The sequence below is a fragment of the Verrucomicrobiia bacterium genome (assembly GCA_035765895.1).
Lineage (GTDB): Bacteria > Verrucomicrobiota > Verrucomicrobiia > Limisphaerales > DSYF01 > DSYF01.
In genome coordinates, this window is the sequence record DASTWL010000014.1 from 1 (window position 1) to 26,018 (window position 26,018).

Below are 26,018 nucleotides of genomic sequence, written 5' to 3' on the forward strand. Positions count from 1 at the left end.
CCGCCGCGAATGATGTCACGAATGGCCTGCAACAATTCCGTTGGCGGCGTGGTTTTGAGCAGGTAGCCCGAGGCCCCGGCCTTCAATGCCTCGAAAATGCTGTCGGCATCGTCATACACCGTGACCACCAGCACCTGCGTCGAGGGGAGGACTTGTTTGAGCCGCGCAGTGCATTCGATGCCGGACATGCCCGGCAGATGGATGTCCATCAACACCACATCCGGTTGCTCGGCCGGCAGCGCCTTCAAGGCCGCTTCGCCGCTGTCAAACGTCAGCACGCAGGAAAACCCCTCGGCGGCGTTGATCAGCCGCGCCCAGTTCTCCCGGACGCCGGCCTTGTCCTCCACAATTGCGACTTTGATGATCATCGGTTGACTGGTTCCCAGGTTGCCCGCTGCGCGCCTCACCCAAATGGGTAAGGCACTTGAAATTCATTTGCCCACCGCCGGCCGGCACCGGTCCAGTGGCAGGGTGAACACCACCGTGGTGCCGTGTCCGGGCCGGCTCTCGAACCGGGTGCGTCCGCCCAGCGCCTCCAGGCGGCTGCGCATGTTCTCCAAACCGTTGCGCTGGCCATTCACGGTCGCGGGATCAAATCCCTTGCCGTCGTCCTCCACGCGCAGCATCAGTTCGTTGCCGGTGCATGCCAGGCGCAACCAGACTTCCCGCGCGCCCGAATGTTTGCACACATTATGCAGGGCTTCCTTGACCGCCAAAAAAATATTGTGCCGGAACTGGGCCGAGAGCGGCGTTCCGGGCAAGTCGTCCGGCAGACTCACCCGGGCCGAAATGCGCGCCGGGGCCAGAAATCGCTGGAAATGTTCCGAAAGATAACTACCCAGGCTTTTCACGGTGTCATTGCGGGGATTGACCGTCCATACGATCTCGTCCATGACGGTCACCAACGCGCGCGTCTTGTCGGTCATTGAGCTGACATGCGCGGGCAGCTCCGCAGCCGGCACGTTGCCCTGCCGCGAAAGTTCTCCCAGCAGCACCACCTCGGCCAGGCCGGCGCCCAGGTCATCATGCAAGTCCCGCGCGATGCGACGGCGTTCCGTTTCCAGCGCCTGCTGGGCCTCCATGCGTTCCAGACGGCGGCGCAGCTTGCGGCGCTCATTCAAGGTCAGGCCCGCGGCAATCGCGGATACCAGAACCACCAGCACCAGGACCTGGAACCAGCGCGCCTGCCACAGCCGCGGATGGACGGTCAACCGGACGGGCGTGGCCGCCTCGTGCCAGCGTTCATCGACGCCGCCCACCATCACCCGGAAGCGGTAGGTTTCGGGCTGCAACTGGCTGTAGGCCGCCAGGCGCGCCGCCCCCGCGTTCACCCATTCGGAATCCAACGGCTCCAGCCGATACCGAAACCGCAAGGTCTGCGGCGCCGCCAGGTCCGGCGCGGCGAAATGGAATTCAAACCGGCGCGTGCTGGCGGGAGCGCGGAGTTCACCGTCCCTGGCGGTCAACATCACGCCGTCCGCGGTCACCGATTCCACGAACACATTGGGCGGCGACTTGCCCCGGGTGACCATCGCGGGATCAAAGCTGGCCACGCCGCGCATGTCGGCAATCCAGAGCCGCCCGTCAGGCGACCAACTGGCCACGGGCTGGCCGCTGCCCGAGCAACCGCGGTTGGCCAGCCCTTGTGCCGGGGCCAGTTGCCAGCACAGCAACGCCGGGCTCTGGCCGCGAACGTAGTCCGCCAGGCGACGACACGAGCAGCCGAAGATGCCGTTGTCGGAACTCATCCAAAGATTGCCCAATGGGTCGGCCACCAACGAAATGATGGAATCGTCCGGCAGCCCGTCGGCCATGGAATAGTGCTGCAAGCGGCCTCCGGCGTAACGGAACAGCCCGTTGTTGAGCGTGCCAATCCAGAGGGCGTCATCCGCATCGCACAACACACAGCGCACGTCCTTGCGGTCGAGCCCGATGGCGGCGCCGACGGACACCAACTGGTCGCCCCGGACCTGCAACAGGCCGGCGCCAATGGCGGCCACCCAGAGATGGCCCGCCCGGTCTTCCGTGATGCCGCGCACGTCCAAATTGGAATCTGCCGCCGCGGAAGTCAGCACCGTCCATGATCCATCGTCCTGCCGCCGGCACACGCCCCGGGTGCTGCCCGCCCACAAGCGCCCCGAGCGGTCGGCAAACAAGGTCACGACGGGCTGCGCCAACGCCGGCACGCCGCGGACGCCAACGAAACGGGTGCCGTCAAAGCGGGCCAGCCCCGCCCACGTGCCGGCCCAGATCACGGATTGGGCGTCCTGAAGAATGGCGCAAACGTGCTCGTGCGGCAGGCCCTCGGCCTGACCAAACCGGGTAAACCGCCCCGGTTCCCAGCGGAAGATGCCCTTGCCATCCGTGCCGATCCAAACGGCGCCGTCATGATCCGCAAACGCCGTGTTGACGATGCTTTCCCCGGCGTCAGGCGGCAGCATCACCATCGCGACCTGTTTGGGGACGATTTGATGCAAGCCTTCACCGATGGTGCCCGCCCAGACGGCGCCGTCATGATCTTCCAACAGGCAGGTGACGACACTTTGCGCCAGTGGTCCCTGCATTTGCACCCGTTCCCACTTGCCGGCCTGCGCTTGAACATAAACCCCGCTCCAATACATGCCCATCCACAGCCGTCCCTGGCGGTCTTCGAGCAGGGTTGAAACCAACGCCCGGGCGGAATCCGGCGCCGGCGGTGTGGCCAAAGGCGGCGCTTGCCAGCCGGCCGGCGTCCGCTGCCGCACCCACGAACCGGAAAGCCAGCTTCCCCGAATCCCCGCCACCCACAGTCCCTCGCGCCCGGCCGAACAAGCGCACAACCAGGAAGCCTGGTCGCTGCCCGCTTCGGGCACGGCAACCCATTCATCCTGGCGCCACGTATAAACCCGACCCGCCTTGGACAACCAAATGCCACCGCTTCCGTCCGCACTCAGCCAGCCGGGCGAACCCGACGGCAGATGGGTTGCGCCCGGAGTGCCGGGCGGACCGGCGCCTTGAAAACGCAGGACCGTTCCATCCTCGCGCAACACCCACACGTCACCGTCGCCGTCCAGAGCGATGCGGCCGGGCATGAACGACAGGCCGGCGGTGGAATCCGCGCCCGCCTCATCATTCGTCGCCGCCGCACTGCGCATGGCCGGAAGCTCCCGTGCCGGACAGCGAACTTGGGTGCGGCCATGGGCAAGTTCCGTGACGAGACCAGACTTGCTGACCCTCCACAGCGCGCCCTGACGATCGACCAACAGGCCGGTGATCCAGCGGTCATCAGGCGCCGCGCCGGCGAACTGCGGGACTGGATTGAAGTTGACGCCGTCAAACCGGACCAGGCCCTTCTGCGTGCCCACCCACAAGTATCCGTCGGGGGTTTGGGCCAGCGCGGTGACGGTTCCGTCGGGAAGGCCGTTCTCCACATGCCAGCTCCGCACTTGAAAACTGTCGTTCAAAGCCGCCTGGGCCGCGCCGGCCAGGACGAGCCCGATCAACAGCATCAGGTGACCAGGGGTCGGCATGCGCAGCCTGCAGGGGTTCATGGAATGGTCGAGAGCAACGTGAACCTAGCCGTCGCCTCCGCACGCGGCAAACGAAAAGACCACTTGCATCACGCAGGCAGTCTTTGAACTGCGCGACCTCGTTCGCGCGCCGCCCGCGCCGGCCCGCCCGGCAATCAGAACGGCCGCTGAAACAGTGATGAGCAATTTGCGTTTGTTCATATTGGTTGGGTTGGGTTGGTGTGACTGTGTGGGTGTCGGGGAGATTGTGGCTCAGCGGAGGATCAGAGCGGCACCACCGAAGGGTTTGAGCGGGAGCACCGCAGTCGCCGGCAGGTGCTGCTCGCTTTGGCCCCATGCGGGAATGGCCGGCGCAAAAAATTCAGCCTGGCCGGCCTTCAAACCCAGTTGCTGCCAGTCCACCTGCAGCGTGACCGACTTGGGGGTGGCGGCAAAATTGCCGACCGCAACGAGCGTTTTGCCCTTTTGCCGCCAGACGGAAACTTTGACGTCCGGATCCGCGCACCGCACCGGGCAATCCGCATCGGCCCACCAGCCGATGAATTCCGCGTCCTGCACGCCAAAATCATCCCACAGCTTCCACGCGGGACGCGGGTCGCCGCCCCAGCCGAGGCGGGCCGTGCAGCCAAACACCAGGCCAAGCCACGGATTGCCCCCGCCCTGCAACATTTCGCCCATCAGCCCGAACGGCACGCCGCTGATTTCAACAAGGAAATGTTCGGGCGGCGGCCCGGCATATTGATGCTCCTCGCCAAACCACAGGCGATCCACAAACGGCAGGCTGTCCATGAACAAGTTGGCGCAGTGCGCCCACGCGCCCGACGCTTGAAACTCGTTCCAGGAATGCAGGTCAATCAAACCGCCGCGCGGGCAATCGCGGTCCAGCACCTTCCGCACGCGCAACATGATGTCGCGATTGTAGGCGATGTCGTCGAGATACAGCCCGTCGCAGCCGGCGTTCTGACACAGCCAGCGCAGGCCTTCGATGTAGTAGTTGTCCCAGCGGCTCAGGGTCTGGGTGAGGAAGCTCACGTCCTGCACCTGCGGTTCATACCACGCCTGCCAGTAATTGCCGCCCAAATGCTCTTCGCCCCAGGGATGCCCGCCGCCGTTTCCCGTGAGCAGAATTTCATCGCCCAGGCTGCGGAGGGCAAAAAGTTCCGTCGCCCAGCAGGACAACTCGCGCACCGTGTAGTAATACTTTGTGCGCAGCCCGCGTTCATGCGCCCGGGCACTGGCGTCGCGCAACTGCTCCCAGGTGATGAACGGGTAATTGATGTAGGGATTGAGCCGGTTGCCCTGATGGAAGTTGACGATGTTGGCGCCGTCGGCCTTCGCCTGGTCCAGATACCGGTCCAGATCGTGCGGAATGCTGCCCGTGTGGTAGTAACGATCCCGCCATTGTTCCGCCGTTGGCAGGGTGTGAAAGGGCGTCACGAGCAGGTTGAAGTCGAAGTGCAACGGCTGGCCCGGCGCCAGTTGACGCGGACCGCTGAAGCAACCCAGCACGGCGGCATCCGTCCCCCGGCGGAATTGCATTCCGCCCACCCCGCCGCCGCTCCACGAGGGCGGATCGTGCAACGGCCGGTGCGCATAGTGAATGTTGACGGCCGGCAGGACGTAATTGTCCGCGAGCAACTGCACGCGCAGCCCGCCGTTGACCGCACCGAGCCACACGCTGTCCTGGTTCTTGTGCGCCACGTCCCAGTGCCAGTCCCATTGGTCCGGGCACGTGCCGGCCGCAAGCTGCAAGCCCAGGGCATACCGGGTCGTCTCCGGCGAACGGGAAAATTCCAGCCGCACATCGGACAGCGACACCGGCCCGGTCGTGGCCGCCAGGGCAACGCGGTAGTGAAGCGAACCATCAAACTCCATCTCCCCCTGCAACGTCGCGGTCAAACCGTCGCCCCGCCATTCGTTGGTCCACGCAACACGGCCCGGCCCGCGCCGGACAAACCGAAACGCTCCGCCCCGCAACTGCGCGCGGCGGCCATCGGCCAGCGTGCAGTTCAACTCGACCGGCCGGGTCAGCAGTTGTTGCTGGACCGTCGGCTCGAGGCGCGTGTTTGCCGCGTTGAAAAACGTGCTGATGCGCGCCGGCAGGCCCTGCTCATTCAATTCCACTGCGCGACCAAGGCAGGCAATGGTGCGCCCGGCGATGTGCAACGGCTCGTAGCCGCGCGTCGGCGCGTCGTCTTCGGCCGTCGTGGAATTCAACCAGCGCAATCGTGAGAAGCTCTTCGGATCAGCATCGCCATGATCGCGCACCCGGCCGGGCTTCAGCTTGAACCGGAGCACCTGATCCTGCGCGGCCCGCCCCTCAGCCTGCACGCGCACCTGAACCGGAATTTCGGCCATCCGTTCCGGCAATGTTTCCGGAATCGCCACGCCGCACCAAAATGCCTGCACGCTCCCGTGCGGCACGTCCACGCGGCGGATGAACGGTTTTCCGAGCCAGTCCACGCCGTGGGTGGAAAGGCAGATGAAGTCCTTGATCCCCGGCGTGGCGGCGGTGCTTTGCTCCGCCGGAAACGTCACCCGCACATCGGCGAGGTCGGCGGCCGCCGCCCAGACGGCGACCTGAAAAACCGCGTATTCGCCGCGCTGCACCGCGAGCGTTGACACGGGGTCCGGCGCCGCGGTCGCCCAAACCCGCGGCAACCGGTCCGGCATCCGCACCGCTTCATCCGGGCCGGAGAGGAAGAGACGGAAACCATTCGTCGCCCGATGAGCGGCGGCGGCTGTTTCCTCCGGAGTGGCGATGACCTCCATTTCATTCCAGGCATCATGTTCACTCAGCGCCTCCCAGCGCACCGGCTCCGCCGCGGGCAGTTGCGCGATCCGTTGCATGGCAGCGGCAGTCCACTGCGGATCGGCTGTTGCTTCTGGTTCACGGTAATGACTGACCGGAAAGGAACCGCCGGAAATGGTCACCGGTAGAAAATAAACCGCGTATTCGCCCGCACCGGTTACAGGTTCAAAGACGAAGTCCCCCGCCACGTTGTCAACGGACCGGACCACGACATTCGTCACGCGCCGCCCCTGCTGGAGTTCATAAACCAGCACGGCCTTCTTTTCAGGATCGCGGTCGCGACGCCGCCACTCAAGGCGGGCCCGAACGGCATTGGCAGGCCCGGCGACGCGCACCACAACCCGATGTGAGCCCAGCGCCGGATCCCACGGTGTGGTCGTTGGCATCCAGGCAGGACCAACCGCCGCCCCCGCCAGCAAACCGGTGAACGCGAGCATCGCGAAAAGGACGCGCCCCCGCCGCCCGCGCCGGTCGAAGGCACACGTCAACCCAACCAAGGAAGCGAACAGGTGATGCATGGTGACGGACAGGTTAAGCGTCTTGGCCGGGCTTTCCTATTACCAGAATTGGTAACTTGCGCCGGCCCGCGACTCATCAACACGGCGGGATTGCGTCACACGCGCGACGTCCTAACGCAATGGCTGAACGGCTTCGTCCGGTTGCGGGGGACGATTGTCGGTGGCGCCGGGCCGCGCATACCAGAACGTTCCCACGGCATAATCCACCCGGGTGTCGGCCCAGTTCCAGATCTCCATGTCCACCTGCAGTTGCCGGCGAAACGGGATGCCATCGAGCAGACGCAGGCGCGAATCCGTGGTGTAACCGCGCCAGTCGTCGCGCGCCTGGCTGTCCCGCGCCGGCGTGGAGAGAAACGGCGAGTTGAAAAAGTTCGGCATGCCCCACGCGTAGCCATAGTAATCTTCCGTGCCGGTGCCGATGTGGGAGGGAATGGTTTCGCCATCGCGGTAAATCCGCTCGTCCCCCTCGCCATACCATTCCTTCACCGGACTGAAGACCGTCAGGGTGTCACCCGCGTAAACGCCCTGTCCGGTAATGCGCACGTAATTCCAGTCCGACCGCGGACGCGTCTTGAGGTCCCGCTGCGCATGCCAGCTCGCGTGAAAATGCTGCGAGCGGGCGTCCCAAGGCCACGGCCGCACGGTCGCACCCAAAGCCACCGTGCCCGGCTGGGTTCCCAAATTTTTCAAGCGAATCTGGCCCGCCTTCCGGTAGGGCATGATCCAGCGCGCCGTCAGCCGGCCATCGGCCCGCACGGTGCGATACCAGTCCTGCACCGGATGCAGACGGGCGCCGGCACCAAAGAATTCGCCGAGCGGACACCAAAGAGTGGCCTCGCCGTCGAAACTGGCCTCCAACACAATCGCGCGCAGCACCGCAGGCGCACTGGCCGGATCCACTTTCACTTCGAGCTGATTCACCGCCGCCGGGCCCGACGGCAGGGGGAACGCCAAAGTTTCACCCGCGGCAAGCCGGGCTTGCTTGAGCGGCGCCACATGATCCGGCTTGGTTGGCGTCAGCAACGCAGTGCCCACCGCATCCACGGTGTCGCGCGCCGTGCGAAATGCAGCGAGGGAAAAAGTATTCACCACTGTCCTGGGCTCGTATTGGCGATAATTGATGCAGTAGTAAAACGGCTCCTGATCGAGCGTCACCTTGCAGCCACGCGCAAAGGGAATGGGCAGATACAAATCGCCGCCCACACCGCGCGGCGCCCGGTAATCGGGACGCAGCTGGTTTTGAAGATCCGTTTCGTTCCACGACACGAACGCCAGGGGCGGCCGCACGAATCCCTTTCCGCTCAACAATTCGTTCCACGGAACCGCGATGGCCGGTTCGGGGTTGCCGTCAAAATAAAAACGCACGACCTGCTTGTCCTTGTCGGCGTTGAGAGGAATCCAGATGCGCGTGATCGCACCGGGCCCCGACGCGTCCAGAATGACCCATTCACGACGATTGGCATTGGTTTCGACGCGCAGGCAGTTTCCGTAATCCACGTTCGCGTGCCAGCCGGCCGGGTCGGCGGGACTGGTCTTGTGCGGATCGTGACTGCTGACTTGCGCACAGGTATAGGCCGGCACCGGCCATTCCGCCACCGCACAGCGGTTGGTCATTTCCCGCAGCAGGGATTCAAGCGTCACCGCCGGCGGGGCGGCCGCCAACGCACGGCCCCCGGACGTGACCAGCATCAATGCGCATAAAAATTTCATCGGCAGCTTCATGGTCTTGATTGATTGCGCGGCCCACTCACGGCGTGAACGCGTGCTGGATGTCCGCCAGAGAAACCCCGAGCACCTGCTGCGCAATGGCGTTCAGCGCGGGTTCCGGTCCGGTCAGATGAATCGTCCGGTGCACGTGCGCAAGACTTGCGCCCGGCGCGAGCACCGCCGCCGGTGAGGAAGACTCCAGTTCGTAAAACGGCCCCAGCGGTTTGGCGCCCGGCGACGGCGGACCGTCGTTGTAGCTGTTGGCGGCGTCACCCGCATACGGATGTTCCTGCAGTTTCCAGAGCGAGTTGACGTAGTCCTTGACCCCGGCCGGCTGCGTGAATTGCACCAGCGTCAGCACTTTTTGTCCCGCATCGTAGCTGCCCAGCACGGCGCGGCTGCGCCGGGGATTGATGCCAATCTTGCTGCGAAATTGGCCGTCTGCCTTCAAATAGACCGCGTGGTCCGTCGCCCGAAAACGATCGGCCGGGATGGCGCCGAAATAGTCGGACGTCGCCTTCACGCCCAGCTCCGATTCCGGACCGGACTTGATGGGCACCACGATGGTGGTTTCCGGCGTCGGATTGAACTGGCCGAGAATCCAGACGGACAGCAGGCCGCTTTCCTTGCGCCACGGCGCGCGGCCCGCGTTGGTGATCTTGTTTTCGCTCTGAAAGGCGACCAGCTTCACGTCCGCGGCCGGCTTCACGGCAAGGTGCCGCCAGGCTTCGTCCGGCTCCAGCACGCGCACGGTGCGCTCCACCTGCACGTCAAACGTCGTGCCTGAATAGTTGGTGAGCTTGAACTCCGCGCCAAACACCGCGCGGTCGGCCGCCTGGCGCACCACGCGATACGGCATCGTGTCCACCGGCGCGGGCGTGAACCAGTGGCTGAGCTCGAACGGACTGCCCTTGGCGAAGAAGACGGAAAACTGGCCGCCTTCGGGGCCCATCCAGAAACGGTCCTCGCCGCCAAAGACGTTGATGTGTTCCTGCCATTTGCCGGACGCGATGAGGTCACGGTTGAGCCAGCCAAAGCTCCGCCCCTGAGGGCCGGCCGCGGTGCTCGTCATGACGCGCCCCTGCCAGGCGGGCGCCACCGCCACCTGCGCCTGACCATCCTTGCTCCGGAGCAGAATCAGGTCGGTGTGCTGCTGCAGGAACGCCGCATCGCCGCCGAAATCCGCGCCGGAAGCGGCCGTGGCAGCGGCGGCCGTGAAAACCAGTGAATGCAGGAGCGTTTCTTTTTTCATGATGAAATGCGGGGTGATGGTTTAGCTGAGCCGGATCTCCAAAGTGTCGCCTTCGACGAGATGCACGGGGGAATGAAATTCAATCCGGCACCGTTCGCCGTCGCGGTGCAGCGTGGCGGGGATCGGTTTCTGTTCCATTGTCACGCACACGGACGTGACGGTGGCGGGCGCGGTCAGTCCGAAGCGGCGCAACGTCAGCCGGCCCCATTCGAGGCGGAGCTGGCCGTGCAGCGCGTGCGGGCCGCGTTGCTGCGCAAAGCTCCCCCACCCGGTGGCGGTGGTGAAGGCCGCCTTGAAATCCTCGGGCGCGAGCCGGGGCGCAAACGCAAGCTGCGCCTGTGGCCTGTGGTGCTCGTAACCGCACGCCGCGAGATACACGCCATAACTGGCCATGCTGCGCGCGTAATGATCGCCGCACTCGACTTCGTTCCAGGGATTGCGCTTGGACGCATGGTAGCGGTCATGCACGGCCCGCGTGATCGCGAGGCCTTCGGTAATCATTCCCTCCCAGAGCATGTGCCCCGCCACCTGATACTCAAATCCGTTCATGCACTCGTCGAAATAGCCGGCTGCCCAATCCGGTCCCTTGCCCTTGGCCTGGGCGTAGTCCCAGTCCGAACGCGGGAAGGTGCACATCAACAATCCGGCCTCGCCGGGCATGGCATACCAACGGCCCGGCCGGTAGGCCGCGCGGTAGGGACCGACGTCGGGCGTGAAATTGTAGCGCCAGAGCGCACGCAGGGCCGAGCGCGTTTCCGTTTCCGGCAACACGCGCGGCAGCCCGACCTGAAACGCCCAGCTCTGACCGAACACCTGGTCAATCTCGCACCCGCTGCCCGAGTTGATGGCGTCGAGGTGGCGAGGATCCGGCCGGTTCACGAAGTAGCCGTCCTCGTAAAGGCGCGCCACGAAGTTCTCGCGCCCGACCTTCAAGATCCGGCGGCAGCGAATCGCAAAATCCGCGTCGCCCGCTTCGTCCGCCATGACTTCCGCCGCGGCCAGCGCCGCCAGGTAGAGCCCGCTCAACCACGCCACCGGACCAAACCAGTCGGTGTCCAGCGTGTTGTGTTGATTGCCCTCGAGAATGCCGTCCGCGTCGTGGTCCTTGGCCATCAGCCATTCCGTCGCGCGCCGGATGTGCGGCCAGTTGCGCCGGAGGAATGCAGCATCGGGCGCCATCTGGTGTTCCCGCAACGCGCGCAGGACGCAGCCGGCCTGGCCGTCCACGGCGGGAAAGTCATTGAACTCGCCGCGAAAATGGATGGCGCCGTCCGGTTGCTGGGCGAGCCCAAAATCGACCGCTTCGCGGGTGCGGCGTTCGAGATCGGGAAACAGCCGCGCCACGGCATGCGCGTAATGCCAGACGTGACCGCACGTGCCCGCGCAACAGCCCACGCCTTCCCATCCGTAGAAGCGGCCGTCGCCAAACCGATGACACGTGGAGCTGGCCAGGATGGAGGTGTTTAGAAAGGTGCGGTCCAAAAACCAGTAAGGCAGCGATGAATCATACCACGTGCGATGCCAGCGCCGCGTGTGCCCGCTCAACCGCGGGAATTCGCGCGCCACGTAACGCGCCACCGCCAGCGCGGACGCAAACCGCGTGGCGTAATGCCGGCCCGGCGGCAGCTTGTCCATGGCCAGGTTGGGCATGTGCCACGCGACCAGAAACGTGGCCACGCCGGAGGCGCCCGGCGCCAGCCGCATCCGCCGGCCAACAGCTCCCACCAGCTTCCGGCTCAACGGCTGGCGCGCCGGCGCGGCCGCGGCCGGGCTGTGGTTGAACAGGCGAAGCGCCTCGCCGTCGGCCAAAACTTCCGTCTGACCGAAGTCCTCTTGCTGCGTCGCCAACAGCCCCAGCACCAGCGTGCCGCAATCGGGTTCCCGGGCCAGCGGCACCGCCGACTGTCGCGGCTGGTCGCGGAGCACAATGTCATCCACGCCGATGTTTCCCCAGCCGCCCGTGCCGTCATCCACGATTTCGAGGACTGCCGATTGCCCGGCCCACGGGCGCACGTCCCAATTCACGGGCTGCAGCCGGTTGTCGTCATGACCGGTCGCGCTCAAGACGATCTGCCCGGCCACCCGCAGGTTCATGCACGTTTGGCCGGCCGCCGCGCCGCCGCCGATCAGGAACGTGAGGTAATTCCGGTTGAGCGCAAACGATCGGCTGACCAGTTTGCCCGTGGCCGCGTCGCGTTCTCCGACGTTGGTGCCCGGCGCGGACGCGTGCGTGTTGACGAGCCGTTTTCCATGCGCGTGCACGTCGCCCTGGTAGGCCGGCATGGCCGCGGCCGCAACCGGGCCGGAGCCAAAGGCCGTTCCCGTCACGTGCCAGTTGCGGTAGGTGCCGTCTTCGAAATCATCGAACACAATGTCCGGCCGGGCCGGATCCGACGGCGCGCCCGCTTCAACGCTGGCTTCGAGCAACAACGCGCCCGACCGTCGCACCAGCCGGTTGCGTCGCCAACCTTCATGCGCCGCTCCGCTGTGCCGGCAGACCGCGTTTTCCAGCCAGCCAGCCAGCTCGATTTCCACGGGCGCGAGGCCGTTGTTCTGCACGGTGAATTCCAGCACGGTCGCCGGCAGCGAGGAATCTTCCGTATTCAACGGAATGAACGGCGAGAACGCCTCCAGGTTCACGGTGACCGGGCAGTCCGGATCACGGTATTCGACGAAGCCAATCGGGTATTCGCCGGTGAACGCAACATCGCGCCAATGCGTCCGGTCGAGCCGCCGTTCGGTCGTCTGGCCGGCCACCGTCACGCGCAGGGCGAAGCCCTGATCCACTGGTGATGCCGCCGGCGGCGGATGCGCGTAATGCGCGGCGTCGGTGGCGATGGACTGGTTGAAAATATCCCAGTGCCACAGCCGGCCATCGCCGCCGAGATACAATTGTCCGGCACAAATCCCGCCGATGGGCATGCCGATGTATTCCAGTTCCGCGCCCCGGTAAACGGTGCGTTCGCCGCGCGCCGCGAGGGAACGCACCCAATCGGGATGCAGCTTCTTGTCCGCGGGCACCAGCCGCTCGAAATCCTGACGCGTGAACGGCCCGGCCATCGCCGGCCAGCCCGCCGCCGCGCCCAACGCGCCCACGCCGACCAGCTTCAGAAAATCGCGCCGGCCCCATTGCGGACGGCAGCCACACGACGGACCGGAACAATTTTTTTGCGGAGGCGGGTTCTTGGCCATGGGTGACGGCAGGGTTCAGGCAGTTTCACCGGGGATGGACATGGGGCGAAGGTAACGAAGCGTCCGCCGTTTGCCTATTCCCCATTTGGGGAACTTCAAAACAACCTGTGCCTTCCGCCGTCGAACGGAACGCCGCCGCGCCGGACGGCGCATCTTGACCATGCCCCCCGGAGCGCCGGTCTCCGACCCGGCAGGTATTGAAAGGCGCCCAAGCACGCGCCGAATTGGAGAACGGCGCTCCACCACGCCCGTGCCGGACAGAAGCAGATTCAGGCTTGGCCGCCGCGCGCGAACGTGCCTTACTGGCAGCGCCCTCACGCACCGCACCATTCATCCGATGAAAATCCTTCGCTTGCTTCCGCTGTTCCTGCTGCTCGCCCTCCCGCTGTCCGCCGCCAATGGCCTGGTCCGGCCCAACTTCGTCTTCCTCCTGATCGACGACATGGGCTTTGGCGACCTGTCGTGCTACGGCGACCGCGACGTGGCCACTGTGAACCTGGACCGGCTCGCGGCGGAGGGCCTGCGCTTCACGCAATTCTCGGTCAGTTCGCCGATCTGTTCCCCCTCGCGCACCGGTTTCACCACCGGCCAGTTCCCGGCGCGCTGGCGGATCACCTCGTATCTCGCCTCGCGCAAGGAAAACAACCAGCGCGGCCTCGCCCAATGGCTCGACCCGTCCGCGCCCACGCTCGCCCGCCTGCTGCACGCGGCCGGCTACGCGACAGGACATTTCGGCAAATGGCACATGGGCGGACAACGCGACGTCGGCGAGGCGCCGCTGATCAAGGAATATGGCTTCGACCAAACCCTGACGCAGTTCGAGGGCCTCGGTGACCGCATCCTCCCCTTGTGCGACGCCTGCGACGGCCGGCCGCCGCACAAATACGCGCTCGGCAGCGACCAGTTGGGCCGCGGTGAAATCACCTGGACCAACCGGGCCGTCGTCACCAGCGTGTTCGTCCAGCGCGCCATCCGCTTCATGCAGGAAGCGCAACAGGCCGGCCGGCCCTTTTACGTCAACGTCTGGCCGGACGACGTGCACTCGCCGTTCTTCCCGCCCTGCGCCGAGCGGGGCGATGGCAGCAAACGGCAGTTGTATCTCGGCGTGGTGAAAGCCATGGACGCCCAGTTCGCGCAACTGTTCGACTACCTGCGCCACGATGCGGCGCTGCGCACCAACACCATCCTCATCGTCGCGAGCGACAACGGCCCCGAACCGGGCGCCGGACGCGCCGGCCCTTTCCGCGGCCACAAGGGCAACCTCTACGAAGGCGGCATTCGCGAACCGTTCATCATCTGGGCGCCCGGCTTCATGCCGGCCGCCGCCGTGGGCACCACCAACACGTCGAGCGTGATTTCGGGGGTGGACTTGCTCCCCTCGGTGGCCCGCCTCGCGGGGGTGACGTTGCCCGCCCAGGTGGCCTTCGATGGCGAAGACTTCAGCCAAACCTGGCTGGGCCGCGCGGCCGCGCAACGCACCCGGCCGCTGTTCTGGGTGCGTCCACCCGACCGGCCGGGACCGGCTGACAACCGCTGGCCGGACCTCGCCATTCGCGAAGGCAACTGGAAACTGCTGCTGATGCGGGACGGCACCCGCCCCGAGTTGTATGACCTGAGCCACGACGAACACGAATCCCACAATCTCGCGGGCGAACATCCGGACATCGTCAACCGCCTCCGCGACCAACTACTCGCCTGGGCCAACCACCGGTTCACGCTTTGAACCTGGAATCCGCTGGCGCGGCAGGATTGGCGCTGGACGGACGGGGCCGGGCGGAGTAGATAGGTCTTCATGATGGCTGCTGTTCGTTCCTGCGTTGTTTGGGGCGTGAGTCCCACAACCGGTGGCTCGGCTTCCCTCACGGGTCGCAACCCACGTTTACGCCGGAGCGTCGATATACCGGCCAATTTCAACGCAGCCCATGCTGTCTGGCCTGCAACCAGTATGCGCACATTCATCTACGCCTGCTTAGTCTTAGCACTTTTGGCGATTGGCTGCCAAAAGCCCCAGCCTCAGGCGATCAATGCACCACTGGCGTTCTATGTCGTAAGCGACCAACCGATTGACGGTGGCAGGTTCATTGATACGCAAGATCTGCCGAAGCTCGGTTACGTTGCAGCAAAGCCAGACTTGGACATCACCATGCTGAAGGAAGTCTATCCACAGTCAAATGGCCTGGCGGTTGCGTTCGGAACGGAAGACGCCAAGGCGTTTGCGTCATTAACTGAGAAGTCGATTGGCAAACGGCTACTGGTTGTTGTGGGCGATAAGCCCGCAAGCGCGCCCAAAATTATGGCTCCAATCGAAGGCGGGTGTCTACTCATTCAATTCCTTGACCAAGCAGACTTGAAGAGGGCTGAGAACGACCTCAAAAAACTCATTTACTGAGGAGCAGCCAACTCCAAGGCTGGCTATGACCGATTGGGTGCAGCGGAAGAGCATCGACACCGCTTCCACCTTCGGTGTAGGCCATGCTGTCCAGACCGTTTCACGCAAATTTGAATGAGCATGCCAAAGCGCCCCCTCACACCGGACGAGCTGACCATCCTTCGTTTGATTCAACGATTGTATGGAGAGCAGAACCGGGCCGACGATGGCTGCTGTTCGTCTTTGCGTTGTCCGGAGCGTGCGTCCCACCACGGGTGGCTCGGCGCCGCTCGCGCAGCGCAACCCACGTTTACGCCGGAGAGCAGACACCCCTTCCACCTGCAGCGAAAGCCATGCTGGCTAGATGGTAATTGGACACACCCGTGAAAATTCAGGCCGGAGTCAAACTGCTGAAAGAGATTGAGGGTTATGGCAGCCCAATCGCCGACTCCGATCGATTCAACGCCGTCTTGAAGTTCTACCGCAACAAGGGAGACCCATTAGAGTTTGATACGGTTCTTCAAGACCCCGTGCCATACGTGGACGAGTCAGACGGTGCGATGCGCATTGCTTGGAGCGCAGCCACGCTCCACAGATCGCACGTGGTTTTTGAGCGCGATGCGGTTCTGGCGAGACAGGCAGACATGCTGCCCGGCATCTACTACGCCATGCTTGGAATGAAAACGATGGGATACAGATTTGTGGCCATTCCCCCACACCTTTACGCTCATTCGATGCATGCGATTCACGGCATAGATCGTGAGTCCGTCGTCAAGCTGGAGATTTTTTTGCTAAAGATTTATGCCAACGCAACCTGATGAGGTGAGAAGGCAGAGGCCCGTCGCAGTGCGATGGGTTAGAGTGCTCTGCCTATGAGAACCAAACCAATCCCCTCCGTTGGTCTCCCCTGTCGCCGCACACGGCGCGCCCAGCGGCTTCACCTTCAGCCTCGATCTCGGCGACCGTAAACATCACGCCGGCGTCCTCAATGCCGTCGGCGAGTTGGTCCACGCAGGTTCGCTCCTCAACACCCGGCCCCGTCAACCCAACCGCTGGCGGATGATTTCCGCGCCATCACCCGCCCCACCCCGTCCCAAGCAAAGCGATGCTTGCTCGCGGCGGGCGGCGGGATACACTGCTGCACGTTGGGCGCAAGTTGAATGCCGCTCCCCCATCCTCAAACCCAGCACATACAAACATGACCATCGCCCTTGTCGCCTTCCTTGTTATTGTTTCGCTCTTGTCAGTGCTTTTCATCATCCGCCGCTATCAGGCGGCGACGGCCGTGCAGCGACCGCAGATTATTTGGGCCGCTTGTGGCGCCGTTGCGTTGGCCATCCTGGTTGGTGTGCTAATCGGCCTCAGATAATTTCGGCGGCCATGAGCCGGGCGCGCCCTTTGAGTCAGGTCAAGCCAGGGCAAGCGGGCACGCCGGGAACGGCAGGACCGCCACCGAAGCGTCTTGGGCGCGTGCCGGCCCCTTTCCGGGCTTAAGGAATCGAAATCCGGAAGAAGCGGCGGAGGTCGTCCGACGGGATGGCCCAGTTCAGCGAGACCGGATCAAAGCCAAACGTGCCGGTGCGTTCCACGGTCCAGTCGGCCAGTGGCAAAGCCAGATTGGTGCTGGCCAAAATGGAATAACTCTGTCCCGCCGCGCCGCTGAAGCAGAAATTGAATTCGCGGCTGCCGGACAGGCCGGCGCCCTGGACGGCCGGTGCGGGCACTTCCGGCGCCGGCGCCGTCGGCACCACGGCCGACCAGCTGGTGCCCAGGCCAATGGCGCCGTAATCAAATTGTTTGCCGCTGTAACCGCCGCGCAAAAAAAACCGGTCGAAACTGAAATCGCCGGAAACGCCGCCGAGGTAGGTCGTCGCGGAACTTTGACTGTTCTCGCCAGCGGTCGTGTCGGGATCAAGCCACACGGTCAGGGTGTCGTCGGCATTGGCGTGGTAATCAATCCGCGCCACGAGCAAATGCACCTGCGCATCCACAAAAAGGTAATTGCCGCTGTGGTTGACGAGGTCCGCCGAGGTGCTGGTGGCGGGCGACCAAAGGCTGAACGCCCAGGCGGATGAACTGTTGCCGATCAAAACTCCCGTGGTGTCATCGCTGCGGCTCAATTGCAGTCCGCCGTAGGCACCGTTTCCGGTATCAAAATGCGCGCGAATCAGAAATCGCAGGTAGAGCGTGCCGCTGATGTTCCCACCGCCGATGGTGCCGCTGGCCGAATCCAGGAGCCCGGCGTCCGCGAACGGTCCGCCGGCGGACAGGTCGGGCAATGCCTCCAAGTTGGAGCCGTCGCCCTTGACGGTGACCGTCCCGCCGGAGGAGTGGAGCAATGGCGAGGTCAGCCCCGGAAAGGAAACGGTTGCCGCATCGGAAACACTCGCGCCAAAAGCATTGTCGAGCCCGAGCCATGAGCCGCCGGTGGCAAAACCGGTGCCATGAAAGGCTGTTCCCGGAAGATTGCCCGCCGCGTAATTGCCGAAATTGTCTTCCAACAGAATCTGGCCGGCCGCCCATCCCGAAGCCGGAAAAACGGTCAGGCTAAACTGGGCGCTGGCGGTGTTGGCGCCATCGGTCACGGTCAACGTCACCGTGCTGCGGCCGGTGCCGCCGGGACTGGGTGTGAGCGTGACGGTGCGGCCGGCGCCCGTGCCGTCGATCACAATGTTTTGCGTGGTCAGCAGGTTGGTGTTGCTGGACGACGCGATGACGGTGAGCGGATTGCCGCCGGTTGAACTCACCGTAAACGGAATGGCCGGGGTCGGCGTGGACGCAGCGGTGGTCTGGTTGGGCACCGTGGAAATGCCGACGGTGTTGTTGAGCGTCAGGTTGGAGAAAACCGCCTGGTTGTAATGGGTGTCATCCACGGCATTGGTGGCAGCGATAGCCGCCGTGACAGCCAAACCCACGTAGGCCTGCGCATTGAATCCCGGAATGCTCACCGCCGCCACCTGGGTCCACTGCGCGCCGCTCGTGGAGGCGTAGGCGATGAAGCTGTCGCCCGTGCGCAGCAAGCGCAACCAGCATGGCGCCGTGAATCCGGAGATGGTCGTGGTTTGTGCCGCCGCACCGGCGGTGGACCGGCTTTGAAACACCAGATGATTGTCGGCGGTCAGGGCAATCACGGCGTTGCGCGCGGTGGCGTCCAGACCTTCGCTGAACAGGATGCCGGCTTCCGCACCCGCGCTGGCGGATGGTTGGCCGGTCAGGCGCACCACCAATTGGGCATTGCTGACGCAGGGCTGATAAAGATAGTGAAAACCGTCGTTGGTGCCGCCGATGCCCGCGCCGCCGCCGCGCACGAGCCAGACGGCATTGGACGACGTGGACGCGCCCTCAATGACGTTGCCGCTGGCACCGACACAGCCGATGTCACCGGAGGTCCACGGGCTGGAAGCCGAAGCGAACGTGGCGACCAGCACATTGCTCGTCAGCACGGAACTTTCCGGCAAAGTCACTTCAAAGACATCGGCATCCGGCGCGCCGTTGGCCGCCCCGAGCGGCATCGCCGTGGTGTTTTTCACGCGCCGCATGACCGGGCCGATGGGCTGGCCGTTCAGCGTGACTTGTGCCGGGGCAAGGTCATCCGGCCAGTGGGGCGGACGATGCAGCCGCGCCACCCATGAACGTTGGGTGAGCGCACCGGTGAAGGTGCCGGCGGCCGGAGCAATCGCAACGGAAACGGTTTTCGCCGCGTCATCCGCCCACGTTTTGAGGGTGGTGGTGCGGAACTGACCCGCTTGGTAAGCCGTGGTCAGGGTGTCATCCTCGTAAAGCGTCGTCTGGTCGGTTTCCGTGGTGCTCGGATACACGTCCAGCGTGACAGGATCCCAGGGCAACTGCCCGGTGTATTCCATTTGCGGCGCGAGCGCAAAGATCGAACCGGAACGGATGAACAAGGGGATCTGGCCGAGCGGGGCGTCCACGGCGGCGGTGGCCGGGCCGTTCACGGTGGCGCCGGTCCAGGCATTGATCCATTTGCCCGGCGGAACCCAAAGGGTCCGGGACGGATTTGCCCCGAGCGATTGCAACGCAATCACGTCTTTGCCGCCCAACTGCAAATACTCGAGGCGCAGCGAGCAGGTTTGGCCGGCTTTTAGGATGCTGCTGGACGTCGTGGTGACGGAGTCATTGGGGCCCCAATTGTCGATGCAAAGCTGGTTGTCCACCCAGACGCGCACGCCGTCGTCGGACAACGCGGCCAAATGCACGTCGCCGGCTCCGGGCGGGATGGTGAGGTTGCCAATCCACCGCACGGTGAAATTTTGCGCCGGCACGGAACCGCCGGGGCTGCCGCTGTTCCAATTGAAATCAAGGTTGGGATCCACCCGCGTCAACGTGGGCGCGCCGCTCAGGTTCGTGCTGGAAAAATAGGCGGCGTTCAGCCCAGGCTGGCCGTTTGTCGTGGTCAGCCACGACGACGGAATGGTGGTCGCGCCGCTGTCAATCATTGGGGCCACCAGCAGCGAATGGCCGATCAGGTATTGGTCCTCGCGGCTGGCGTCCGCGTATTGGGGGTAATCCAGATCCAAACGCCGGAGCAACGGTTCGCCCGTTTCATAATTCTCGTGCGCCGCGGCGTAGAACACCGGCAGCAGCCGATAGCGTAGGTTGAGCAGGCGCCGCGCCGTCCATTCGGCCTCCGGCCCAAAGGTCCACGGCATGCGCGTCAGGTTGTAGGTGCAATGCGGACGGTAGATGGGCGAGAGCGCGCCATATTCAATCCAGCGGATGTAACCTTCCGGAGTCGGATTGCTGGTGTGCCCGCCGAGATCGTCGCTTTCGTAGGGGAACAACGCTTGCACGCCCGAGTGAACGGCGTTTTGCACGGCGTATCGCAGATAGGTTGAGGAAGGGCCGATGTCGCCGGTCCATTGAATGGGATAGGTGTGCGCCGCGACGTTCATTGGCCGGTTGCGGACGCCGTTGTCGATGCCGTCAATGTTGGCCATGATCATCGGCCGCAAGGACGCGTTGGTGGCGTCCGTGGCGTCATGATAAACCCGCATCCCCCACACTTCGTGGCGCAAATTGGGCGAGGGCGACAACAAGCTGACGCCCCAGTTGCGGTCATACCACCAGACGTCCAATCCTTCGCCGAGCAGTTGTGTCAGGTTGGTGTAGCGATAAGTGACTTCCACCGGATCCAGCGCATTCGCAGCCACCGGTTCGGGATGATCGTTGAACATCACGCGGACGTTGGCGGCGTGCGCTTCGGAAAGGAAACGCGGCATGTCGGGAAAGAAATTGGAATTGGGCTGGTAACCGGTGGAGGCGTTCACGCGCCAGCCCGTGTCGCAAACCAGCGCATCCAGCGGAATGGAACGCGAACGGTAGGCGGCAATCTGGTCCAGTGCTGTGGATTCGGTGTAATCATACCAGCGGCTGTCCCAGCAGCCGAACGCCCAGAGCGGAATCATGCCCGTGTGGCCGGTCAGTTTGAGAAAATCACTGCGCAACTGTTGGTAGCTGCCGTTGGGCACAAACACATAAACGTCGGGGGCATCGTTGTTCGTGTCCCAGCCGCTCGTGGACGCGAGCGGCGCGCCGGGTGGAGCGGGAGTTATGCCCCAGCCTGGCGGCATCAGACGTGGCGAATCGGCAAACGACCAGGACGCTGGTTTCTCCGCCGGCCCCGGCAGCCAGACGCTGTTGTTCAGGCTGCCGTCATACGTGAAGTTGGTCTGCCCGCCCGGCGACGTCAGGTAAATGCCGCTCAAGGACGTCGCGCCAGAGGGGACATGCACCGTGTAGTTCGGCGTGGAGATCAGCACCTGCCCGGCTCCGAGATTGGTGGTGCTGGCGGTGCCCGGCCAGTCGCGGCTCACCACGTGAAACGTGGGACGGTCTTCAAATCCCTCCGGCCCCATCACCTCCAGCCGGACGAGGTTGCTGGACAGGCATTGAACACGGACGGAGCCGACAACCACGCTGTCGCCGGCGATGAGGTTCTGGCTGATGAGCCCAAGATTAACAACGGCAAACAGGGCAACGGTGGCAACTTTCATGTTATGGATCGATCGGACATTTCCCCGGTGCGGGGACTAAATGGAAAACGGCAAAAATGGTTCCGGCAAAATCACGGCAAACGGCGGACGGGGAAATCGCGTCACGGATTGATGTCCGTCGCAAAGTGGCTGGCCACGTAATACAGGTCTTCCTTGTCCGCGTTGGCCAGGGCACCGGCGCTCGAGGCGCCGCCAATGTTGTAATACTTGGAGGGACTCAGGCTGTTGGCAAAATTGATGACCAGTTGATTAACCCACTTGTGGGATTCCGCATGCCCATCGGCAAAGCTGAACGTGCTGTTGGCCCCGTGAAACGCCGCCGGCGAGTCAACCCATTGGGCGGTAAAAAACGGCGAGGGGCCAATGTCCGGTCCGCCGGGCTTCATGTCCCACGCATGCTGGTTTTCGATGTAGGTCGCGCCCCCCAACGACTGGGAAGCACATTCCTCCACCCACAAGAACCGGTCGCTCGCGTGCATCAGCTGGGATTCCTTGCTGATGGTTCCCAAGTGGCTGCCCGGAAAGGCGGTGCTGTCGCCGCCCACAAAGCCGCCGGCGCCCGAGTAGCTGTCCCAACAATACTGCGGCAAACTCTTCCGCACATCCCCGGGGCAATGCAGGACATCAGCGTTGGGCGCATAGGGATACAGCGGGCCGATTTTGTAGCCCTCCCGAAAACGCCATTGGATGGCGTCCTGACCCGAAAGGCTGGCGGGCGGCGTGGTGGGAACCAAATCGGCCTCCACCCGCCAGTTCGCCGGGTTGGCGCCCGGGATCGTGCTGAAACCCACCACCCGGCCGGCATTGTCACTCACATACATCGTCCACGCCAGGGCCAGTTGTTTCTGGTTGCTCAGACACGTTGCCTGGGTTGCCCGTTTCTTTGCGGCTGACAACGCCGGCAGCAGCAGCGCCGCCAGAATGGCAATGATGGCGATGACCACCAACAGTTCAATCAGCGTGAACCCGGCGCGCGTCCGGGCGGATTGACGGACCCTGGTTTTCCGCCGAAAGACCATGATTTCTTCGATGTAGATTTTCAACTTGTTCGTCCCGATTGAGGTTGCAAAGGCTGGCGGGGCCACCCCGGGACCCCGCCAGCTGTCCATGGCGCGCTGTTCCTTCAAGCCGCGGCCCGTTCCCAATGATTGCTACTGGCGCAGGCGATAAAATTCCGCCGCATTGGTGGTGGACAAAGGCTGCGGGTTGGATTGATTTGCCTTGTCGGTCCAGGGTCCGCTTACCGCAGGCGCACTTTGCAGCGTGCCGTCGCCGGTCCAGGAAAGCTGCCCGTTCTGGATGCTCAACCGTCCCGGTGGCACGACCGCGGGGAAGCCAAGGTCCTGCGCGGAGGCCGCGACGACCACGTTGGTAAACTCGGCAAAGGTCGATCCGTTGCCGCAACGCAGCCGGATGTTGTTGAACGTATTGTTCATGGAGACCGTCAACGGCGATTGCGGTTGGTTGGCCAGACTCTTGGAGAAGTCGGGATCCAGCCAGATGGACTCGGCCGTGGGGCCGTTGGAGGCATACACGCTCTTGATCACGAACGTATGCCATTCGCCCGGCACGATGGGCGTAATGGGCAACACATCGGGCTCACCCGCCTCCTTGGCATCCGCACTCCAATTCGTGGACAGCCAGGCGTTGCCGACCAGCAATCGTTCGCTGTTGTCCTGGAAGAAATGCAGGCCGCCAAAGGAGCCGCCGGCGTTGGGATCAGTTTGTGGGAAGTCGTAAAACACCATGCTGAACCGCGCGTAAAGCGTGTTCGTGGACGCGGGGCCGAAATTGCCGTTGAGCCAGCCGTTCTGCGAATCCCACAAGGTCACGTATGAGCCTTCGTAAACATCGAACGGCCCATCCAATTTTACCGGCAGCGTGGGATACGAATCCGCCGTAAAGGACCACGTCGCGTAATACGGCGTGTTGTTCGAGTCCGTCAAACTGACTTGCACCGTGTGCGCCGATCCCGGCGTGAAGGCACTGGGCGGCTGGTAACTCATCGAGATGGAGCTGGCCGTGACGGTGAAGCTCGGGTCCACCGGATTGCCATCCAAAGTCATGACGACCGTGTTGGTGCCGATGCCGTAGGAGCCGAACAACACATCCACACCCACGGGCGTGGACACCGGCGCGGACGAGGCGTTGACGGCAGGAACATAGTTTTGAAATACCGGATCCATCGAGGGGGCGAAGCCAACCCCGTCCGAAGTCGCCGCCACCAAGATGTTGGAATACAGGGCGCTGGCCGGCGCGAAGCCCGCACGCAGACGGATGTTGTTGAACGCATTGTTGCAGGAAAGCTCCAGCGGGGGATTGGGTTGGGCGGCTTCAGTCTGGCCAAAGTCCGGGTCCAGCCAAACTTTAACCGTGGCATTGCCGCCGCCGGCCGGATAATCCGCGCGCACGACAAACGTGTGCCATTCATTGGTCGCAAAAGGTATGTAGGGAGGAATGTCCGTGTCGGGAACCGCCGCCGCCACGCTCCAGTTGGCGGTGCCACCACCCTTGCCGGTCAGCAACCGCTCGGTGTTGTCCTGGAAAAATTGCAGGCCGCCCCAGGTGGGACCGGGTGGATTCAGATTAACAAAGTCCGCGCTGAAACGGACATACAGCGTTTTCGCAAGCGTCCCCTGATAATTGGTCCCGATCCAGGGATCGTTGGTCGCGGCGAAAATGACGGTGTCCACATTGTTGCTGGCGGCAAACGTCCGGTTCAGCGCGATCGGCAGGGCGGCGAAACCGGTCGTAAAAGTCCACGTGTTCGTGAACGAACTGCTGTTCGCATCCGTGACCACCAGTTGAACGGTGTGCAGCGTGCCCGAACTCAGGGGCGTCGAGGGTTGGTAACTGATCCCGAGGATGCTCGGGGAAATCGCGCTCGTGTCCGGCGTGACAGCGCTGCCGCCATCAATGCGGAGCGAGGCGGACTGGATGGGGTAACCGCCCACGAGCACCTGCGCGCCGATGCTGGTATTGGTGGCGATGTCAAACGATCCCGGCGCCGGAAGCTGCGCCTGGAATTGCGGTGCCACCGAAGGTGGAAATCCCACGTCGGTCGGTTGCGCGCCCACGATGATGTTGGTCCACGTGGCGCTGGCCGTGCCATTGCCGCAGCGGAGCCGGACGTTGTTGAAACTGACATCCGCGCTCAGCGTGACCACATTTGTCTGCGCTTCCTGCGGTTGGCTGAAATCGGGATCCAGCCAGATTTTCACGCTGTCGTTGCCATTGGTCTGAAAGTCGATGCGCTCGACGATGGTATGCCATTCGCCCAACACCACGGGCGTCAGTGGATTGAGATTCATCTGCAGGCCGCCCGCATCCAGGCTCCAGTTGGTGGAAACCCACGCGTTGCCGGCGATCAGCTTTTGCGCATTGTCCTGCATGAAATGCAAACCGCCGTAACCGCCGCCATTGCCGGTTTCGCCATTCAGGTCATTGAAGACCATGCTGTATCGGGCATAAAGAGTCCGGACGGAGTTGGTGTCATAGTTGGTGCCCAGCCAGGCTTCACCGGCGGCTGTAAGAATCGTCAGATCATTGCCACCGCCCGTGGTCAGCGGTCCGGCCAGCGCCACCGGCAATGCCGCGTAGCCCGTGGTAAAGCTCCACGTGTTGGTGTAGGAAACCGTGTTGTCGTCCTGCACGATCACCCGAACCGTGTGCGTCGTGCCATAGTCAAATGTCGAGACCGGCGTGTAACTGATGCCCATGAGACTCGAACTGCCGGTGACGGTGGGCGTGACCGCATTGCCGTCGAGCGAGAACGACACGGACGCCAAATTCAGCGGCACACCGCCGGAGGCCACATTCAGGCTGATCGTGGCGTTCGTCGCCACGCTCAGAGCACCCGCCCCGGGCGAAAGCGCCTGAAACGACGGTGGCGTGGCGGAAATAATCGTCAGCCGGTCAAACTGATAATCCTGGCCGTTGCCAGGCGAGGTGCCGGCATTGCGCCGGATGAAGGCCGACTGGGCGATGGGCGCATTCGCGATGGTCCCGGTGAAACTGGCCCCAGTGGCCAGATCGGTGAACGTATAAGTCGTGGCACTGTTCAAGGTGAACTTGTAGGTGACAAATTGCTGGTAGGCATACTGAAAGTTGGTCGCCACCCCCACGCTCGTGGTGGCATCGCTATACCAGCCATTCAAATTGTCGCCGCCCAGATGCCAGTAGCTGAACAAAATGTTTCCGCCTGCGTCTTCGAGCGCAAAACGGTTCGTGGTATTCCCGTTGTCCAAACTGTTCAAACGCAAGGCCACCAGAAAGGAATCTCCCGGCGAGAGGGGCGTGTTGAAAGGACGGATCGCCTCGGTGCCGTTGTTGGCCGAGGTGTTCCACAAATCAAATGAGTAACCACTCGGGCCGTTGTTTTGAATGAACGCGCCGCCCGTGCCCGTCACGGTAAAGGTCCAGGGGCCGAAGCCGTAGCCGCCGTTCTGGCCGCCCGTGCCCAATCCGTTGGGTGCGCCCAGTCCGGTGTAGGCAGGATCAGAGGCCTGATCAAAGGCATTGGTGGTTTGGGCGGAAGCCTGGTTCATGGCCAGCCAGGTCGTGACCAGGGCAGCCATCATCAGCGATGTCTTGCAGTGGGTTCGTTGTTTCATAGGGGTTTGTGTCAGCTTGTCGGCGTTTGCGTT

The 26,018-nt window shown here is 63.6% G+C and carries 13 protein-coding genes; 4 read left to right on the plus strand and 9 right to left on the minus strand.

The window, feature by feature from the left end; all coding sequences use genetic code 11:
- The 6 genes from VFV96_03240 to VFV96_03265 form a co-directional block, all read right to left on the minus strand.
- Positions 1 to 368, minus strand: a 368-nt coding sequence (locus VFV96_03240) for a response regulator transcription factor (protein HEU5069409.1), incomplete at its 3' end; no start/stop codon positions are given.
- A gap of 63 nt (positions 369 to 431) precedes the next feature.
- Positions 432 to 3,509, minus strand: coding sequence for a two-component regulator propeller domain-containing protein (locus VFV96_03245; protein ID HEU5069410.1), 3,078 nt, complete (start codon positions 3,507 to 3,509; stop codon positions 432 to 434).
- A 252-nt stretch (positions 3,510 to 3,761) separates the two neighbouring features.
- On the minus strand, positions 3,762 to 6,839 hold the full coding sequence (locus VFV96_03250; protein HEU5069411.1) for a glycoside hydrolase domain-containing protein: 3,078 nt from the start codon (positions 6,837 to 6,839) through the stop codon (positions 3,762 to 3,764).
- 111 nt (positions 6,840 to 6,950) lie between these two features.
- On the minus strand, positions 6,951 to 8,561 hold the full coding sequence (locus VFV96_03255) for a glycoside hydrolase family 172 protein (protein ID HEU5069412.1): 1,611 nt from the start codon (positions 8,559 to 8,561) through the stop codon (positions 6,951 to 6,953).
- 25 nt (positions 8,562 to 8,586) lie between these two features.
- Positions 8,587 to 9,798, minus strand: coding sequence for a DUF6786 family protein (locus tag VFV96_03260; protein HEU5069413.1), 1,212 nt, complete (start codon positions 9,796 to 9,798; stop codon positions 8,587 to 8,589).
- Between the two features lie 21 nt (positions 9,799 to 9,819).
- The gene (locus VFV96_03265; GenBank protein HEU5069414.1) at positions 9,820 to 12,990 is read right to left on the minus strand and encodes a GH116 family glycosyl-hydrolase; all 3,171 of its coding nucleotides are present in this window, start codon (positions 12,988 to 12,990) and stop codon (positions 9,820 to 9,822) included.
- Between the two features lie 337 nt (positions 12,991 to 13,327).
- Here VFV96_03265 and VFV96_03270 point away from each other — a divergent pair, with 337 nt between their 5' ends.
- The 4 genes from VFV96_03270 to VFV96_03285 all read left to right on the plus strand — a co-directional run bounded on the left by VFV96_03270 (position 13,328) and on the right by VFV96_03285 (position 16,727).
- A complete protein-coding gene (locus VFV96_03270; protein HEU5069415.1) occupies positions 13,328 to 14,713 on the plus strand; it encodes a sulfatase-like hydrolase/transferase in 1,386 nt (461 codons plus the stop codon).
- A 222-nt stretch (positions 14,714 to 14,935) separates the two neighbouring features.
- The gene (locus VFV96_03275; protein HEU5069416.1) at positions 14,936 to 15,379 is read left to right on the plus strand and encodes a hypothetical protein; all 444 of its coding nucleotides are present in this window, start codon (positions 14,936 to 14,938) and stop codon (positions 15,377 to 15,379) included.
- 362 nt (positions 15,380 to 15,741) lie between these two features.
- Positions 15,742 to 16,176, plus strand: a complete 435-nt coding sequence (locus VFV96_03280; GenBank protein HEU5069417.1) for a hypothetical protein — start codon at positions 15,742 to 15,744, stop codon at positions 16,174 to 16,176.
- A 380-nt stretch (positions 16,177 to 16,556) separates the two neighbouring features.
- Entirely contained in the window at positions 16,557 to 16,727 is a 171-nt protein-coding gene (locus VFV96_03285; protein ID HEU5069418.1) for a hypothetical protein, read from the plus strand.
- A 121-nt stretch (positions 16,728 to 16,848) separates the two neighbouring features.
- Here the strand turns inward: VFV96_03285 and VFV96_03290 are convergent, their stop codons facing one another.
- From VFV96_03290 to VFV96_03300, 3 genes are all read right to left on the minus strand, one after another.
- Positions 16,849 to 21,372 carry a TIM-barrel domain-containing protein gene (locus VFV96_03290; GenBank protein HEU5069419.1) on the minus strand — a complete coding sequence of 1,508 codons (4,524 nt, stop codon included), beginning with the start codon at positions 21,370 to 21,372 and terminating at the stop codon, positions 16,849 to 16,851.
- Between the two features lie 101 nt (positions 21,373 to 21,473).
- Positions 21,474 to 22,415: a prepilin-type N-terminal cleavage/methylation domain-containing protein gene (locus tag VFV96_03295; protein ID HEU5069420.1), complete on the minus strand. Its 942-nt coding sequence runs from the start codon at positions 22,413 to 22,415 to the stop codon at positions 21,474 to 21,476.
- A 108-nt stretch (positions 22,416 to 22,523) separates the two neighbouring features.
- Entirely contained in the window at positions 22,524 to 25,985 is a 3,462-nt protein-coding gene (locus VFV96_03300; GenBank protein HEU5069421.1) for an Ig-like domain-containing protein, read from the minus strand.
- Positions 25,986 to 26,018 lie beyond the last annotated feature (33 nt).

Excerpts from the sequence above, each read along its gene's own strand:
- VFV96_03245 (HEU5069410.1), bottom strand. The coding sequence starts at position 3,509 with ATGCCGACCCCTGGTCACCTGATGCTGTTGATCGGGCTCGTCCTGGCC.
- VFV96_03250 (HEU5069411.1), bottom strand. The coding sequence starts at position 6,839 with ATGCATCACCTGTTCGCTTCCTTGGTTGGGTTGACGTGTGCCTTCGAC.
- VFV96_03255 (HEU5069412.1), bottom strand. The coding sequence starts at position 8,561 with ATGAAGCTGCCGATGAAATTTTTATGCGCATTGATGCTGGTCACGTCC.
- VFV96_03260 (HEU5069413.1), bottom strand. The coding sequence starts at position 9,798 with ATGAAAAAAGAAACGCTCCTGCATTCACTGGTTTTCACGGCCGCCGCT.
- VFV96_03265 (HEU5069414.1), bottom strand. The coding sequence starts at position 12,990 with ATGGCCAAGAACCCGCCTCCGCAAAAAAATTGTTCCGGTCCGTCGTGT.
- VFV96_03270 (HEU5069415.1), top strand. The coding sequence starts at position 13,328 with ATGAAAATCCTTCGCTTGCTTCCGCTGTTCCTGCTGCTCGCCCTCCCG.
- VFV96_03275 (HEU5069416.1), top strand. The coding sequence starts at position 14,936 with ATGCGCACATTCATCTACGCCTGCTTAGTCTTAGCACTTTTGGCGATT.
- VFV96_03285 (HEU5069418.1), top strand. The coding sequence starts at position 16,557 with ATGACCATCGCCCTTGTCGCCTTCCTTGTTATTGTTTCGCTCTTGTCA.
- VFV96_03290 (HEU5069419.1), bottom strand. The coding sequence starts at position 21,372 with ATGAAAGTTGCCACCGTTGCCCTGTTTGCCGTTGTTAATCTTGGGCTC.
- VFV96_03300 (HEU5069421.1), bottom strand. The coding sequence starts at position 25,985 with ATGAAACAACGAACCCACTGCAAGACATCGCTGATGATGGCTGCCCTG.